At 73.0% G+C, this 16,279-nt stretch carries 14 protein-coding genes; 3 read left to right on the forward strand and 11 right to left on the reverse strand.

Annotation, left to right across the window (positions count from 1 at the left end):
• The first annotated feature begins 231 nt into the window (after window positions 1-231).
• Window positions 232-1,266: an alpha/beta fold hydrolase gene (locus tag OF117_RS07680; RefSeq protein WP_263552229.1), complete on the forward strand. Its 1,035-nt coding sequence runs from the start codon at window positions 232-234 to the stop codon at window positions 1,264-1,266.
• Between the two features lie 73 nt (window positions 1,267-1,339).
• On the opposite strand, the gene OF117_RS07685 is transcribed toward OF117_RS07680, so the two are convergent.
• From OF117_RS07685 to OF117_RS07695, 3 genes are all read right to left on the reverse strand, one after another.
• Window positions 1,340-6,187, reverse strand: coding sequence for an NAD-glutamate dehydrogenase (locus OF117_RS07685; RefSeq protein ID WP_263552230.1), 4,848 nt, complete (start codon window positions 6,185-6,187; stop codon window positions 1,340-1,342).
• Between the two features lie 178 nt (window positions 6,188-6,365).
• A complete protein-coding gene (locus tag OF117_RS07690; RefSeq protein ID WP_263552231.1) occupies window positions 6,366-7,730 on the reverse strand; it encodes an Nramp family divalent metal transporter in 1,365 nt (454 codons plus the stop codon).
• 51 nt (window positions 7,731-7,781) lie between these two features.
• Complete coding sequence (locus OF117_RS07695; protein WP_263552232.1) at window positions 7,782-8,702, reverse strand: dihydrodipicolinate synthase family protein; 921 nt, start codon at window positions 8,700-8,702, stop codon at window positions 7,782-7,784.
• Between the two features lie 73 nt (window positions 8,703-8,775).
• Here OF117_RS07695 and OF117_RS07700 point away from each other — a divergent pair, with 73 nt between their 5' ends.
• Window positions 8,776-10,005 (forward strand): LacI family DNA-binding transcriptional regulator, encoded by a 1,230-nt coding sequence (locus tag OF117_RS07700; RefSeq protein ID WP_263552233.1) that lies wholly within the window; start codon window positions 8,776-8,778, stop codon window positions 10,003-10,005.
• Between the two features lie 107 nt (window positions 10,006-10,112).
• Here OF117_RS07700 and OF117_RS07705 read toward each other — a convergent pair whose 3' ends face one another.
• The gene (locus OF117_RS07705; RefSeq protein ID WP_263552234.1) at window positions 10,113-10,811 is read right to left on the reverse strand and encodes a M15 family metallopeptidase; all 699 of its coding nucleotides are present in this window, start codon (window positions 10,809-10,811) and stop codon (window positions 10,113-10,115) included.
• 224 nt (window positions 10,812-11,035) lie between these two features.
• Here OF117_RS07705 and OF117_RS07710 point away from each other — a divergent pair, with 224 nt between their 5' ends.
• Window positions 11,036-11,305 carry a DUF1876 domain-containing protein gene (locus OF117_RS07710; protein WP_263552235.1) on the forward strand — a complete coding sequence of 90 codons (270 nt, stop codon included), beginning with the start codon at window positions 11,036-11,038 and terminating at the stop codon, window positions 11,303-11,305.
• A gap of 102 nt (window positions 11,306-11,407) precedes the next feature.
• On the opposite strand, the gene OF117_RS07715 is transcribed toward OF117_RS07710, so the two are convergent.
• The 7 genes from OF117_RS07715 to pqqA form a co-directional block, all read right to left on the reverse strand.
• The gene (locus OF117_RS07715; protein WP_263552236.1) at window positions 11,408-11,815 is read right to left on the reverse strand and encodes a YkvA family protein; all 408 of its coding nucleotides are present in this window, start codon (window positions 11,813-11,815) and stop codon (window positions 11,408-11,410) included.
• A 143-nt stretch (window positions 11,816-11,958) separates the two neighbouring features.
• Window positions 11,959-13,041 carry a sodium:calcium antiporter gene (locus OF117_RS07720; RefSeq protein WP_263552237.1) on the reverse strand — a complete coding sequence of 361 codons (1,083 nt, stop codon included), beginning with the start codon at window positions 13,039-13,041 and terminating at the stop codon, window positions 11,959-11,961.
• Window positions 13,038-14,159, reverse strand: a complete 1,122-nt coding sequence (pqqE, locus tag OF117_RS07725) for a pyrroloquinoline quinone biosynthesis protein PqqE (RefSeq protein ID WP_263552238.1) — start codon at window positions 14,157-14,159, stop codon at window positions 13,038-13,040. The genes OF117_RS07720 and pqqE overlap by 4 nt, the downstream gene beginning before the upstream one ends.
• Window positions 14,152-14,448 (reverse strand): pyrroloquinoline quinone biosynthesis peptide chaperone PqqD, encoded by a 297-nt coding sequence (gene pqqD, locus OF117_RS07730; RefSeq protein ID WP_263552239.1) that lies wholly within the window; start codon window positions 14,446-14,448, stop codon window positions 14,152-14,154. Before pqqD ends, pqqE begins: the two co-directional genes overlap by 8 nt.
• Window positions 14,417-15,145 (reverse strand): pyrroloquinoline-quinone synthase PqqC, encoded by a 729-nt coding sequence (gene pqqC, locus OF117_RS07735; RefSeq protein WP_263552240.1) that lies wholly within the window; start codon window positions 15,143-15,145, stop codon window positions 14,417-14,419. The genes pqqD and pqqC overlap by 32 nt, the downstream gene beginning before the upstream one ends.
• A 4-nt stretch (window positions 15,146-15,149) precedes the next feature.
• Window positions 15,150-16,046: a pyrroloquinoline quinone biosynthesis protein PqqB gene (gene pqqB / locus OF117_RS07740; RefSeq protein ID WP_263552355.1), complete on the reverse strand. Its 897-nt coding sequence runs from the start codon at window positions 16,044-16,046 to the stop codon at window positions 15,150-15,152.
• Between the two features lie 110 nt (window positions 16,047-16,156).
• Window positions 16,157-16,279 carry a pyrroloquinoline quinone precursor peptide PqqA gene (pqqA, locus tag OF117_RS07745; RefSeq protein WP_263552241.1) on the reverse strand — a complete coding sequence of 41 codons (123 nt, stop codon included), beginning with the start codon at window positions 16,277-16,279 and terminating at the stop codon, window positions 16,157-16,159.

Below are 16,279 nucleotides of genomic sequence, written 5' to 3' on the forward strand. Positions count from 1 at the left end.
CACTGCAGCACCATGAGGACGGTCCGCCGGATCATTCGGTGCTGCCGCGCTGCACCACCGCGACGTCCACGACCGGGCGCCACGTCGAGCCGGACCGGCGTGAGCGCCCGAGCCGGACCCGCCGTAGGGCAGGGCTCCCGGAGCGATCGTCCGGCGGGGCGCCGGACCGTTGCCAGGACCGCTCGCGGGTTGCAGGCTGCCGCTAGGCCACGGGAGGGACGGAGGCGCGCCATGCCGGCACCGACCGACCACGAGCTGTTCGAGCTGGGGGACCTCCCGCTCCAGCACGGCGAGATCCTCCGGGGAGCGACGCTCGCCTACAAGACGTACGGGACGCTCGCCCCGGACAGGTCCAACGTGATCCTGCACCCGACCTGGTTCAGCGCCTGGCACGACGCGAACGAGTGGACGATCAAGCCCGGCTCCGCCTGCGATCCGGGCCGGTACTTCGTGGTCGTCCCGAACCAGATCAACAACGGGCTGTCGAGTTCGCCCAGCAACACCCCGCCGCCGTTCAACGGGCCGTACTTCCCGCCGGTCACCTTCCACGACCAGGTGGAGGCCCAGCACCGGCTGCTCACGCAGAAGTGGGGCATCGAATCCCTGGAGCTCGTCCTGGGTTCCTCCATGGGAGCGGCCCAGACCTACCAGTGGGCGGTGAGCCACCCCGAGATGGTGAAACGGGCCGCGCCGATCGTCGGCTCGCCGCGGACCAGCGAGCACAACCAGGTGTTCCTGAAGAGCCTGCGGGCGACGTTGACCTTGGACCCCGCCTTCCACGACGGCCTGTATCCCCCGGACGCCCCGCCGATGAGAGGGCTGCGCGCCTTCGCCCGCATCTACGCCGGCTGGGGGCTCTCGCAACGGTTCTATTGGGAGCGCGCGTACCGGCAGATGGGCTATCCCACGCTCGAGGACTTCCTCGTCGGGTACTGGGAGGGCTTCTGGCTGGACGGCCGTGACCCCAACAACCTGCTCGCCATGCTGTGGACCTGGGAGAACGGGGACGTCGGCAAGACGCCCGGCTTCGACGGGGACACCGAGGCGGCGCTGCGGTCGATCCGGTGCCCGGTCGTGTCGATGCCCGCCCGCACCGACCTCTACTTCCCGCCGGAGGACGAGCAGGCGTGGTCGGAGTTCATCCCGCACGGTGAGGTGCGCGTGCTCGACACCGTCTACGGCCACTTCGCCGGTCTCGGCGTCCACGAACCGGACAACGCGGTCATCGACGAGGCACTGCGCGAGCTGCTGGGTCGTCCGGCCTGAGCCCGGGCTCGGGTCCGAGCCCGGACCCGGGCCCGAGCCCGGGGCCGCGGCATCCGGGGGCGGCGAGAGCGGCTCAGCGGTCGGCCGTCCCGGCTCGCCCCGACACCAGTCCGCGCACCTCGCGCAGCGCCACGGACAGCGTCGCCAGGTCCGCGCGGTCGTCGGCGGCGATGTCTCGGAGGACGGCGAGACACCGGTCGACCGCCGGCTGGTTGTGGTCGACCCACCGTCGGACCAGCGCGGCGCTGTCCTGCAGCGCACCGCCGACCGCGAGCACCTCGGCGGTCAGCGAGGCCCGGACGGCGTAGAGGTCGTCGCGGAGCGCGGCCCGCGCCAGGGCTTGCCACCGGTCGTCCCTCGGCAGCCGCAGGATGCGCTCGCGCAGCCAGTTCAACTGCAGGTCCTGACCGAGCGCGAAGTAGACGGCGGCCACCTGCTCCCGACCGCGACCGGTCTGGCCGGCCACGTCGATGACGTCCAACGCGGAGAAGAGCGCCGGCAGCGTGGCGACCCGCCGGGCGAGCGGTTCCGGGACCGCGTCACCGGTGCAGCGTGCGACCGCGGCGCCGAATGCCTCGTCCGCCTCCTCCGAGCCGGCGAGCAGGCGCGGGATCTCGTCGGCCAGGGCGGGGACGGCCGGTGCGAAGTGCGCAACGGTGCTGCGGATGTCCAGTGGCTGACGCCGGTTCCGCAGCAGCCAGCGGCTCGCGCGTTCGGCCAGCGTCCGCACCTCGAGCAGGAGCCGGATCCGCACCTCCGTCGAGACGTCGGCGAGCGACTCGATCTCGGCCTGCAGGTCCGCCAGCCCGAAGATCTCCCAGCTGGCGATGTGCGCACGGGCGATGTGCGGGACGGGCAGCCCGGTCTCCTCGGCCAGGCGGAAGGCGAACGTGCTGCCGGCGCGGTTGACCATCGCGTTCGTCACGCAGGTCGCGACTATCTCGCGGCGGAGCGGGTGCTCCGGCAGCCGGTCGGCGAACCGCTGCCGGACGGCCGTCGGGAAGTAGCCGGCGAGCGCGGCGGACAGGAACGCGTCGTCCGGCAGCCCGGAGGCGAGCACCTCGTCGTAGGTCCAGATCTTCGAGTAGGCCAGCAGGACGGCGAACTCGGGCATGACCAGACCGCGCCCGGTCGCGGCGCGCTCGGCCAGCTCGTCGTCCGTGGGCAGGCACTCGAGTGCCCGGTTGAGCCGCCCCGACCGCTCGAGGGACCTCAGGAAGCGCACGTGCACGTCCAGCATGGCGCGCGCCTGCGCGTGCGCGTTGTACAACGCCCGGGTCTGGGCGAGGTTGTCCCGGAGCACCAGCTCCGCCACCTCGTCGGTCATCTCCCCCAGGAGGGCGTCCCGCTGCTTGCCCGTGAGGTCGCCGTCGGCGACCACGCGGTCGAGCAGGATCTTGATGTTGACCTCGTGGTCGGAGCAGTCGACGCCGGCGGAGTTGTCGATCGCGTCGGTGTTGATCCGCCCGCCCCCCAGGGCGTACTCGACCCGGCCGCGCTGCGTGAACCCGAGGTTGCCGCCCTCGCCGACGACGCGGCAGCGCAGCCCGGCGGCGTCGACACGCACCTGGTCGTTGCGCTTGTCCCCGACCTCGGCATGGGTCTCCGTCGAGGCCTTGACGTAGGTGCCGATGCCGCCGTTCCACAGCAGGTCGACCGGCGCTCCGAGGACGGCGCGGATCAGCTCGTCCGGCGTGAGGACCTCCTCGGCCACGTCCAGGCGGGACCGGACCTCCGGGGAGAGCAGGACCGTCTTCGCCGTCCGTGGGAAGACCCCGCCCCCGGCCGAGATCAGCGAGGCGTCGTAGTCGGCCCAGGTGGAACCGGGGAGGTCGAACAGCCGGGCGCGCTCCGCGAAGGCGACCGACGGATCGGGATCGGGGTCGAGGAAGACGTGCCGGTGGTCGAAGGCCGCCACCAGGCGGACGTGCCGCGACGACAGCATCCCGTTGCCGAAGACGTCCCCCGACATGTCACCGATGCCGACGACCGTGACGTCGTCGTGCTGCACGTCGACGCCGAGGTCGGCGAAGTGGCGCTGGACGGAGATCCAGGCTCCGCGCGCCGTGATGCCCATCGCCTTGTGGTCGTAGCCGGAGGAGCCGCCCGACGCGAAGGCGTCACCCAGCCAGAACCCGTACTCCCGCGAGATGGCGTTGGCGATGTCGGAGAAGGTCGCGGTGCCCTTGTCGGCCGCCACGACCAGGTATGCGTCGTCCCCGTCGTAGCGCACCACGCGCGGGGCCGGGACGATCTCACCGGCCACGAGGTTGTCGGTCACGTCGAGCAGTCCGCGGATGAACGCCGAGTAGCAGGCGACGACCTCGGCGCGCAGCGCGTCCCGGTCCGCGGGCGGGTTCTTGACGACGAAGCCACCCTTCGCACCGACCGGCACGATGACGGCGTTCTTCACCGTCTGCGCCTTCATGAGCCCGAGCACCTCGGTCCGGAAGTCCTCCGGCCGGTCGGACCAGCGCAGTCCGCCACGGGCGACCGGCCCGCCGCGCAGGTGGACGCCCTCGACCCGGGGCGAGTAGACGAAGATCTCGAACATGGGCCGCGGGAGGGGCAGGTCCGGGATCTGCGTGGGGGCCAGTTTGATCGCGAACCACGGCTTGGGCGCGCCGTCCGCCCCGACCTGGAAGTAGTTGGTCCGCGACGTCGCCTCCACGATCCGGAGCAGCGCGCGCAGGACGCGGTCCTCGTTGAGGCTGGTGACGTCGTCGAGTCCGCCCTCGAAGTCGTGGACGAGGTGCTTGACCACCAGGTCCCGATCCGCCCCCTGGTCGGGATCCAGCCGGGCCTGGAAGAGGTCGAAGAGCTGGCGGGCCAGCCCGGGATTGCCGGCCAGGGTCGCCACCGTGTAGTCCAGCGCGAAGGTGGCGCCGACCTGCCGGAGGTACTTCGCGTACGCCCGCACGACGGCCACCTCCCGCCCGCGCAGCCCGGAGCGGAGGACCAGCCGGTTGAGCCCGTCGTCCTCGAGCTCGCCGCGCCAGACCATGGCGAACGCTTCCTGGAACCGCTCGCGCATCCCGTCGGTGTCCAGACCGGTGAGCTGCTCGTGGCGGAGCCCGAAGTCGTAGATCCACACCGGCTCGGCGCCGGACGGTCGGATCACGTAGGGACGTTCGTCGACGACGTGGACACCCATGTTCTCCAGCAGCGGCAGGACGTCGGAGAGGGTGACGGACCCGCCGTGCCGGAACAGCTTGAACCGCAGGGTGCCCGGCGCCGCCTCCAGCGGCCGGTACAGGTGCATCGCGAGGTCGTCGCCGTCGCCGAGCCCCTCCATCCGCTTGATGTCGACCACGGCCGCGGCCGCGGAGGTGTCCTGCTGGTAGGCCCCGGGGAACGCATCGGCGTACCGGTGGTGCAGGTCGACCCCGAGTTCCTCGCCGAGCTGGTCGACCAGCGCGTCGTACAGGTCGTCGGTCCAGGAGCGCATCGCCGCGACGAGCCGGGCCTCGATCTCGGCGACGTCGTACTCCGGGACGGCGCCGGGTTCGGTGTGGACGGTGATGAGCAGCCGGGCCAGGACCGATTCGCTCACCTGGGTCGCGTACTGGGTGCTCACACCGTGGAACGCCGCCTTGAGGATCCCCTCGATGCGGGTGCGCAGAGCCGTGGTGAGCCGGTCGCGCGGCAGGTACACCAGGCAGGACATGAAGCGGCCGAAGACGTCGCGCCGCACGAGCAGACGCAGCCGCTGGCGGTCCTGGATGTCGAGGATCGTGGTGGCGGCCTCGTACAGCTCGTCGGCGTCGATCTGGAACAGCTCCTCGCGGGGGTAGCCCTCGAGGATGTTCCGCAGCATCCGCCCGTCGTAGCTGTCGGACGGGTGACCCGCCCGGTCGAGCACCGCCCGCACCTTGCGGCGGAGGACCGGGATGTCCTGCGGCGACTGCCGGTAGACGGCGCTCGCGACGAGGCCGAGGAACCGCCGTTCGCCCACCGCGTCGCCCTCGGGGCTCAGCCGCTTGACGCCCACGTAGTCCAGGTAGTTCGGCCGGTGGACGGTCGACCGCGAGTTCGCCTTCGTGAGGTTGAGCAGCCCCGGCTCGCGCGCCCGCTGCCGCACCTCCGGCGGCAGCTTGGCGAAGCTGTGCGAGACCGGGCGGCTCCGGCTGTCGCGCAGCAACCCCAGGCCCGTCCCCGGAACGGCGCGCAGCGCGTCCTCGCCGTCCTCCGTGCCCAGCTCGTACTCGCGGTAGCCGAGGAACGTGAAGTGGTCGTCGGTGAGCCACCGCAGCAGGGCTGCCGCCTCGTCCCGGTCCGCCTCGTCGAGGACCGCCGCGTCGACGTCCAACGTGTCGGCGACGGCGAGCGCGCGCTCCCGCATCGCCGGCCAGTCCTCGACCGCGGCGCGCACGTCGCCGAGGACGCGGAGGACGTCGGAGCCCAGTTCGTCCAGCACCGCGGCGTCGGTCTGCCGGTCGACCTCCAGGTGCACGAAGGACTCGGCCAGCGTGCCCGTCGTGGCGTCGTGCCGGTCGAGGACGTCGACGAGCCGTCCGGCGTCGCGTCGTACCGGGACGACCGGGTGCACGGTGAGGTGCAGTCCCAGGCCGTGCCGGATGACCTCCGTCGTCACCGAGTCGACGAGGAACGGCATGTCGTCGGTCACGACGTCGACGACGGTGTGCGGGGAGCCGAAGCCGTGCTCCTCGAAGTCCGGGGAGTACACCCGCACCGCAGGTGTGCCCGGCGGCCGGTCGAGCGCCAGGGTCAGGTGCGACATCGCGGCGCCGTACAGGTCGTGCACCGGCCGGGCCGCGAGGTCGTCGCGGGCGATGCGCCGGTAGTACTGGCCGATGAACGCCAGGAACAGCCGCTGCTGCTCCGGGGGCAGCCGGTCCCCGGCGTACCTCCGGATCTCGTCGACGATGTCGCTCCGGTCGCGGGACGGGACGGTGGGCATGGCGACCCCCTTCGGCTCCTCCAGCCTGCTCCCCGCGGCGGCGCCCGCCAAGGACCGTCGAGCCCCCGGCCTCGGCGCATCCGTACCGACCCCCGATCTGGCGGCTCCGCGGACGGCGCGTCCCGCACGAGCGACCGCCCCGTCCGGGTCGCGGACGGGGCGGTCGCCGGCGGGACGGTCAGCCGCCCAGGATGCCCACGACGAGCCGGTAGCAGGTGGCCAGGATGGCGACCAGTCCGAGGACCCCGATGACGTTCTGCCAGGGCTTGTTGCGCAGGTCCCCCATCAGGCCCTTGTGATTGGCCAGCACGAGCAGCAGCACCCCGAGCACCGGCGCGAACACCACGGTGAGCGCCTGGGCGAGGATCAGCAGCTGCACCGGCGACTGGCCGCCGGCGGCCAGGGTGACGGTCAGCCCGAAGGCGAGGACGACCAGGATGAGCGCCTTCACCCGCGGGCGGGCCAGCGAGTTGCCCCAGCCGAGCCCGTCGGAGAGCAGCGTTCCGCCGGCGGTCGCGTTCGCCACCATCGAGGAGAAGGCTGCGGCGAAGAAGCCCAGCGCGAAGATCTTCGAGCCGACGTCACCGGCCAACGGCTCGAGAACTCCGGCCAGCTGCCCCAGCGAACTCGACTCCACACCGGTGCGGGTGGCCGCGGTGGCGGCGACGACGATGACCAGGATGGTCATCACGCCGGGAGCCACGATGCCGGGAACGGTGTCCGCGATGGTGATCGCGCGGTACTGGTCCCGCCGCAGCCCGCGCTCGCGGGTGGCGTAGCCGGTGTAGAAGGCGGCGTTGATGGAGAAGTTGGTGCCGACCAGGGCCACGAGCAGCAGGCCGACGCCGCTGGGGATGGTGGGGGCGAACCCCGCGCCCGCCGCCGACCAGTCGGGGCCGGTGAGGACGGCGGAGGCGATGAAGCCGGCCGCCATGAGCGCGATGATGCCGATCATGGCCCGCTCGAAGACGGAGTAGTAGCGGCGGGCGAACACCACCCCGGCCACCACGGCCGTGCACGCGAGGGTCCACACCGCCGGCGACCCACCGAAGAGCAGGGACAGGCCGATGCCGGAGCCGACGGCGTTGCCGACGGAGAACATCAGGGTGATGCCGAAGACCCCCACCCCGGCGACGGTGCCGACCCAGCGCCCGAGGGTCTCCTTGACCGTGCCGATCAGCGACCCGCTCGCGGAGAGGGCGATGCGCACGCTCATGTCGGTGAAGCCGAGCATGAGGAGGGTCGACACGGCGATCACCCAGATCAGGGAGTAGCCGTACCCGTTGCCGGCCTGCACCGCCGACAGCAGGTTCCCGGGGCCGAACTGCCAGGCGCCGACGATGAAGGCCGGGCCCATGACCGACAGGACCCGGAGCCACCGGCGGGCCCGCGAGCCCGTGCCACCCGTGCCGGCCGGCGGCCCGCTGTCGGCCCCGGCCGAGTCCGCCGGCGGCGGCCCGACCAGCTCGGCAGCCGGCCGGGAGGCCGGCGGCGCGGTGGCGGGTGGCTTCCTGGTGCTGCTCGCCTTGCTGATGATGCTCATGGCGTCATTCCTCGCGACCGTCGGAGGGGCGGGACGGCGGGCCGGCCGGGATCAGACCAGCTCGGCGTGCTTGAGGGCCAGCGTGATCTCCTCCGCGGCCGAGGGCGCGAGCGGCAGCAGCGGCGGGCGGACCGTGGCGTGGTCGAGGATCCCCCGCGCGACCAGGGCGAGCTTGAGGGCGACGGTGCCCTCCATGTGCGAGCCGCGGTGGTAGACGGCCTTGGTCAGCGGCAGCAGCTTGTCGTGGATCGCGCGGGCCGTGGCGTAGTCCTTGGCCTTGCCTGCGGCGATCAGCTCGATCAGCAGCTCGGGCGCCATGTTCCCGTAGCCGACGAGCAGGCCGTCGACGTCGAACATGGTCGGCAGCAGGTACTCGTCGTGGCAGGACAGGATCTGCAGGTCCGGGAACGCCTCGCGGAGGACCGGGATCTCGGTGTCCCACCGGCGCATGTTCCGCACGCCGTTCTTGGTGGCGACGACGCCGGGCTGCGCGGCGATCTCGAGCTGGGTGTCCAGGTCGTAGGACGCCTTCGTCGCGTCGGGGTACTGGAAGAGGATGCACTGCAGACCGGAGGCCTCGTGGATGGCCTTGTACCTGCCCTGCGGGGCGCCGGGCTGGAAGCCGAACCGCAGCCAACCGTGGGACGGGTAGACCAGGGCACCGGTGGCTCCGGCGTCGGCGGCCCGCTTCGCCTCCTCGGCGGCGGTCTTGTCGCCCTCGGTGGTGATGCCGGCGATCACCGGCACCTTGCCGTCGACGGCCTCGACCACGGTGCGGATGAGGGCCACCTGCTCGTCGGGGGTGAGGTAGGTGCCCTCGCCGGCGTGGCCCAGGAGGACGAGGCCCTTGACGCCCTCGAAGGAGATGAGCCACCGGGCCAGCTCGGCGTTGGCGGCGTGGTCGACGTCGCCGTCGCGGGTGAAGGCGGTGACGGGGGCGGGGGTGAGGCCGCGAAGGTCCAGAGCGGACATGTCGTGCTCCTTGGGGGTTCGGGGGACGTCCCGGAACGTTTGCGGGAACGTTCCCATCACACCATCCGATGTGATGCAGGTCAACCCCTCGACGTCGTCCGGATCACAGGTGCGGGTGCACGGCTACTCTTCGTCGCCGGCGCCGCGCGGACGCCTGCGCCGGGCCTCGTCCGACCGTGACGCCGGAGCGGCGCCCCGCGCCGGCCTTCTCCGGAGGCGGGACCGGCGCCGCCTGCTCCGGACTAGGGTGGGAGCTCAGGGAGGACTCGTGGCCGAGGAGCAGCAGATCCGTCCCCGTCACGCACCGGTGACGCTCCGGGATGTCGCCGCAGCGGCGGGCGTGTCCAAGTCGACCGTGTCCCGCATCCTCGACGAACGGCTGCCCCGGTCCGACAGCGGCACGGCCGAGCGCGTCCGGCGCGTGGCGGCCGAGCTCGGCTACGTCCGCGACCCCTCCGCGGCCAGCCTGCGGCGCGGGACGACGATGTCGATCGGGGTGGTGGTGCCCCGGCTGACCGACACCGTGATGGCGATGCTGTACGAGTCGCTCGCGCATGCCTGCCGGCGATCGGGCCACTTCGCCATCGTGGCAACCACCGACGACCAGCCCGACGCCGACCGAACCGCGGTGGAGGCCCTGCTCCAGCGCCGGGTCGACGGGCTCGTGCTCTCCACGGCCCGCCTGGGCGACGACTTCCCCGGTCGGCTGGCCGCACGCGGCGTGCCCTACGTGCTGGCGCTCCGGACCGACGGGCACAGCCTGGCCTCGGTCGGGGACGACCGGCTCGGCGGCTACCTGGCGACCCGGCACCTGCTCGACCTCGGGCACCGCCGCATCGGCCTGATCGCGGGCCCCGGGTACGCCTCGAGCGCCCGAGGCCGGGTCGAGGGCTACCGCCAGGCGATGGCCGAGGCCGGCGTGGACGTCGATCCTGCCTGGGTCGCCGAGTCGACGTTCGGCATCGAGTCCGGCGGGGACGCTGCTCGCTCCCTGATGGGCCTGGACCCGCGGCCGACCGCGGTGTTCGCCGTCAACGACAACACGGCCATCGGTGCGCTGTCCGTCGTCGAGAACCTCGGGTTGTCCGTTCCCAAGGACGTCTCGCTGGTCGGGTACAACGACATCCCCATCGTCGGCCGCCTCCCTACCCCGCTGACGTCGGTCCGCGTGCCCTTCGACCAGATCGCCGGCGCCGCGCTCGAGTTGCTCGTGTCAGGGCCGACGGACGAGCACGACCGGGTCCGGGTCGCCCAGCCGACGCTGATCCCGCGCCGGTCCACCGCGTCCGCACCGCCCCTCTGACCCGACCGGTACCCGCGGGCCCGACGACCGGGTCCGCCCCCCGATCGGGGTGGGTGCTGCTGGTGGTCACGACGGCGAGGGGCACGTGCGATCGGCACGGTGGGAGGTCATCTGCCGTCGGAGGAGAAGTGCTGGTAGTCCTTGGTGGTCGTCCAGGCACCGCCCCAGTACCAGCCGATGCCGGCGAAGGCCTGCACCGTGGGATCGCCCGCGTGGATCGTCCCGGGCGCGGTGCCCGTCCGGTCGACGTGGTCGGCTCCGGCAGGGGGGAGCACCGTGCCGCCGGAGGAGACGTAGGGGTTCTGCACGGGGTTGACGTCGATCGCCGCACCGTAGGAGTGCCGCGACCACACCCCGGGGCGTCCGGTCACCGACCGGCAGTTGAAGGCCGACGTGTTGTTGGCCTCCATCGACCGGTCATCACTGCCCTGGTAGTCGTCGACCAGCTGCATGCGGGCGATCGGGAAGCCCTGGTCGTACAGCTCGGAGAACACCGAGACCACGGGAGCGGCCCAGTCCTCGTGGACGACCATCTCGCCCTGCGCGTCCTGCCCGTCGAACGTGCGGTGGGTCAGGACCAGCAGCCGCAGGTCCTCCGGCGGCACCGGACAACCGGGACGGTAGGAGTAGGGCAGATCGCCGGCGGAGACCTCCTCGATCTCGTAGCGGAAGGACGACGCGGACGAGCCCGAGACCTGGCTCGGCGCGGCTGCCGACGCGTCGGGGAACCGCGGCTCGCCGATGCCGACGGCCGTGGCCGCCGCACCGAGGACGGCCACGAGCTTGATCCACTGGTCGCCGGACATGCGGTCTCCCCCTCGCCGCGGGTTCCGTGGTCGGACCGGGCGTGCAGGCATCGTCCTCCTCACGGTGCAGCACCGACAGCCCACCGCGCCCTGCCCGGACGACGGGACGTCCGGGGACCGGCTCCCGGGCCGCACCGGCTCCCGGCCCGGGCCGGGACGAGACGGCCCCGCGACCGCTCTCCGGCAGCAGAATGGACCAGCACACCCCGACCGATGGGATCGTCATGACCGCCGTGAAGACGTGGAACGTTCAGGTCGACATCGACGAGGACGAGGGCCGCACCCGTGCGGTCGCCCGGCTGAGCACGGGCGGAGACCAGTCGCTCACCGCTACCGGGCTCGCGCGGCTCAACCCCGCCGACCGCGATGTCCCGAAGATCGGGGACGAGCTGGCCGTGGCGCGCGCGCTGTCGGAGCTGGGGCACCTCCTGCTCGACGTCGCCGCCCGGGACATCGAGCAGAGCAGCGGTGTGCCGGCCCATCCCGTGCTGTGACGTCGTGGGGCGCCGGCCGGGACCGGCCCTGACCTCCACCGCCGACGCCCATGCTCCGTCGGGCGGTCCCGGGCCGCCCGCGACGAGGCGGGCCGGCCGGCGCTACACCGGCAGCCGGCTCGCCCGGCGCAGCGCGGCCAACCCGTCGGCAGTGCCCGGCCAGTGCCGCTCCACCGCCGACGCGCCGGCGCGGCGGACCACCGAGCGCAGCACCAGAGCGGCCACGATCGCGTCGTCGGCGTGGCCCAGCACCGGCACGAAGTCGGGCACCAGGTCGATCGGTACCACCAGGTAGGCCAGCAGCAGCCACAGCCGCACCCGCACGCCGCGCGGCAGGGTGCCGTCGGCGGCCAGCCGGCGCACCAACCGGAGCACGTCGGGCAGCAGCCGCAGCAGCTCGCGCGCGCGCATCGCGTCCGGGCGGTGGGTCCACAGCACCACCATCAGCACCGACCAGCACAGCAGCAGGCCGCCCCCCACCCCGACCAGCGTCTGCGCCCAGCCCGGCATGCCGCCGTCCCTCCCATCGTCCCGGTCGGCGAGCTCACCTCGAGCCCGCGGCGGTCGTCGGCCGCCACCTTTACCGGCGCCGCCCGGTGAGCATGACACCGGCCGGCACGGGCGGGACGGGTGCCGTGCCGGTGGCGACGACGTCAGTCCAGCTCGACCGGTGCCCCGCCGAACGCGACCAGGCTGACGACCCAGTACGCGGCGTAGAGCGTCAGCAGGACGACGCCGTGCCGGCGCTGGAGCCGGCCGGTGGAGAGCAGGTAGGCCGCGAGGACGGTGAGGGCCACGAGCGCGGGCAGGTGCCAGGCGAGCACGTCCGGGCCCACGACGATGCCGCCGGCCAGGAGGGTGATGCCCAGCTTCCCGGTGACCGAGAAGACGACGCTGCCGATGACATTGCCGACCCCGATCTCCGGCACACCCTTCCGGAACGGCTCGACCGTGAGGAAGAGGTCCTCGAGGGTCAGCACGGCGGTGACGATCGTCGCGCCGAAGACCGTGCCCTCGAGCCCGTAGGTCTCCAGGATCCCCTCGGTCCCCAGGCTCGTGGTCGCCGCGCCGACGACGAGCCCGGCGAGGGCGAGCACGGCCAGCCCGAGATGGGCCCACCCGGGCAGCGCCCGGGGGGCGAACCGCATGTCGTCGACGATCCGCCGCTCCGGGCCGGGGTCGGCCCAGGCCCCTCCCCCGTCGGGTCGGTAGGTCCGCGGCTGCCCGGGCGGCACGCCCGGCGCCGACCCGCCGACAGCGGCCGCTTCGAACACCTCCTCGTCGCGGAACACCGGGACGCTCCTGCGGCACTCCCGGACGACGACGTAGGCGACGAACAGGACGAACAGGCCGAGGAGCACCAGGCCGTCGGAGACGGCGAGCGGCCCGGTCAGCGTGAACCCGACCATCACCAGGGGCGCGGCGGCGAGCAGGACGAGGTAGTCACGCGGGACGGCGACCCTGCACGGCGCCAGGAGCGCGGCGAGCGCGAGGACGATCCCGGTGAACGACAGCGCCGTCCCGACGGCGACGCCGAGCGCCACCCCGCTGAGGTCCTCCAGGTTCAACGCGACGCCGAGGGTGACGTCGTCGAACTCGATCCCGGTGAAGACGACGGCGAGCAGGAACAACGGGACCCGGAGGCCGCGCGCCGCCCCGACGAGGTGGGCGATCAGTCCCTCGGCGCTGACGATCAGCAGCGTCGCCCCCGAGACGAAGACGAAGATCGAGGTCATGCCCGTGCGCCCACCCGCCCGGTAGCGTGCGGCCGCCGGGGGCTCATCGGCGCGTCCCGCGGACCGGGACCGTCGTCGGCCGCGCGCACCGCGTCGGCCACGATCCCGTGGTCCGGCGAGAGGTGGCAGACCGGGTCCGTGCGGGCGGCGTCGCCGGTGAGCAGGAACGCCTGGCACCGGCAGCCGCCGAAGTCCAGCTCACGGCGTTCGCAGCTCCGGCACGGTTCGGGCATCCAGTCGGTGCCGCGGAACCGCTGGAACGCCGGTGACCGCTCCCAGATCCACGCCAGGGGGTGGTCCCGCACGTTCGCCCGGGGCAGGGGAAGGGTGTGCGCCGCCGGGCAGGGCAGGACGTCGCCGCTCGGGATGACGGTGAGCTGCCGGCGGCCCCAGCCGCCCATGCAGGGCTTGGGATAGCGGCCGTGGTAGTCGGGCAGCACGTAGATGATCTCCATGCGTCCGGCCAGCCGTTCGCGGGCAGCGCGCACCACGACCTCGGCGCGTTCCACCTGGGCCCGGCTCGGCAGGAGGGCGCCCCGGTTGCGCAGGGCCCAGCCGTAGTACTGGGTGTTGGCCAGCTCGATCCGGTCGGCTCCCAGGTCCTCGGCGAGGGCGAGGATGCCGGCGATCCGGTCGAGGTTGTGCCGGTGGAGCACGACGTTGAGCGTGAGCGGCCAGCCCAGCTCCTTCACCAGCCGCGCCGCCGCCACCTTGCGCTCGAACGACGGCGTCCCGGCGATGCGGTCGTTCAGGGCGGGCTCGTCGGCCTGGATGCTGATCTGCACGTGGTCGAGGCCGGCGGCGCGCAGTTCTTCGGCGCGTCGGGGCGTCAGCCCCGACGCGCTGGTGATCAGGTTGGTGTACAGGCCCAGCTCAACGGCGGTGCGGATGATCTCGGCGAGGTCGCGACGCAGCAGCGGTTCACCGCCGGACAGGTGCAGCTGCAGCACGCCCAGCTCCCGGGCCTGGGCCAGCACCCGCTGCCACTCCACCGTGGTCAGCTCGTCGCGGTAGGACGCGAGCTCGACCGGGTTGGAGCAGTACGGGCAGTGCAGCGGGCAGCCGTAGGTGAGCTCGGCCAGCAGCCCGAACGGCCTGTCCACGCCTGAGCTAGCCACGGCGCAGCTCCACCCAGCGCCGTGCCGTGAGGCGGTCGAGGAGGCACCGCACGTCCTCGCCGTCCACCCGGTCGTAGCGCCCGAGCAGGACGGTCACGATGTCGGCCACCGTGCGCTCCCCGTCGCACAGCTCGAGGACGGCGGCGGCCGTCCCGTTCAGGACGGTGACCGACTCCGGCGTCAGCAGCACGTGCCGCTCCCGCGCCGGGTCGAAGGTGAGCCGCACGTGGGGAGCCAGGCGCGGCCGGTCGGCCCTGCTACTCGTCTGGGTAGGCCCGGTCGATGGCATCCAGCATGCTCCACAGGACGTCGCACTTGAAGGACAGCGCCGCCACGGCAGCGGCCTGCTGGTCGGGGGTCCGGCAGTGCTCCGTCACCACCTGCAGGGCGTGCTCGGAGTCGCGCGGGGCCTGCGTCAGCCGGGCCCGGAAGTAGGCGAGCCCGGCCGGGTCGATCCAGGTGTAGTGGCGCTCGAAGGCGGCCAACCGGTCGGCCATGAGATCGGGCGCGAACAGCTCGGTGAGCGAGGAGGCCACCGCCTCGACCCACGGCCGCGTTCGCGCGAAGGTGACGTAGGCGTCGACGGCGAACCGCACCCCGGGGACGACGTGCCGCTCGTCCTCCACCTCCTCCCGGGTCAGCCCCACCGCCTCGCCCAGCCGCAGCCATGCCTCGATGCCACCTGCCTCGGTGCCACCTGCCGCGGTGCCGCCGTGGCCGTCGGCCGTGCCGTCGTGGTCGTGGATGCGCCGGATCCAGCGCCGCCGGACGTCCCGGTCGGGGCAGTTGGCGAGGATCGCGGCGTCCTTGCGCGGGATGCTGGCCTGGTAGTGGAACCGGTTCGCCACCCAGCCCCGGATCTGCGGCGGCCCGAGCTCGCCCGCGACCATCCTCCGGGAGAAGGGGTGCTGGTCGTGGTAGCGCCGTGCCTGCGCCCGCAGCGCGGCCACGAAGCCGTCGGTCGCCGTGTCGGGTGGAGTCACCACGGCCTCACACCTGGATCTCGAGCCCGTCCACGGCCACCTCCATGCCGTGCTGCTCGACGGTGCGACGCTCCGGCGCGTCCTCGAGCAGGATCGGGTTGGTGTTGTTGACGTGCGTGTAGACCTTCCGCGCGATCGGGAGCCGTGAGAGACGCTCGAGGCTCCCGTCCGGGCCGGCGATCGGCAGGTGGCCCATCTCCCGCGCCGTCCGGCTCCCCACGCCCAACCGGACCAGCTCGTCGTCGGACCAGCACGTGCCGTCGACGAGCAGGCACGCGCACCCGTCGAGCTGCTCGCGCACGCCGGTCGTCAGGTCCTGCACCGCCGGCAGGTGGACCAGCACCCTCCCGCTGCGCCCGTCGGTCAGGCGATAACCGACGACGCGTCCCTTCTCGTCCCCGGTGCCGAAGCGAGCCCTCTTCGTCGTGGGGACGTCGAAGGCGCGGTACGACAGTCCGCCGCCCAGCGGCACGTCCACCCCGGGCACGACCGGTCGCCACGTCACCGGGCAGTAGGCCTCGAGCGTGCGCAGCAGCCCGGTCCCGTGGTGCAGCACGTCGTGGGTCGCCTCGGTCGAGTGGACGACGAGACCACCCGCCTCGCGCAGCAGCAGCAGACCGAGCGTGTGGTCGAGCTCCGCGTCCGTGAGCAGCACCGCCTCCACCGGGACCGCCCGGCTCGCGGCGGTGGGGTGCAGGGCGGGGAAGGCCGCCAGCTGGGCGTGGACGTCGGGCGAGGCGTTGACCAGGAACCAGCTCCGCCGGTCGGGGCTCACCGCGATCGACGACTGCGTGCGGGGCCGGGCGGGCCGGGATCCGTCCCGCACCGCACGGCAGCAGGGGCACGCGCAGTTCCACTGCGGGAACCCGCCGCCCGCTGCCGACCCCAGCACCCGCACCCACATGCTCACCGGTCCCTCGACGTCCGGTCGTCCGCGTCGGCCCCCGGAGTCGGGACGGGGCGCCGAGCGGTGTCGCCCGACGCCCCGTCGGTCCGGGGCCGAACCCCGTCCGTCTACTCCCGGTCGTCCGCGATCCCCATGTAGGCCGTCACCTCGGCGGACACCGGGATCTCCTCGAACGCCGGAGGCTCCCACTCCGGTCGCTGGGCCTGCGGGACAGAGCTCTCGTGCTCCAT

It is taken from the genome of Geodermatophilus sp. YIM 151500 (genome assembly GCF_025716945.1).
In the GTDB taxonomy this organism is placed as follows: domain Bacteria; phylum Actinomycetota; class Actinomycetes; order Mycobacteriales; family Geodermatophilaceae; genus YIM-151500.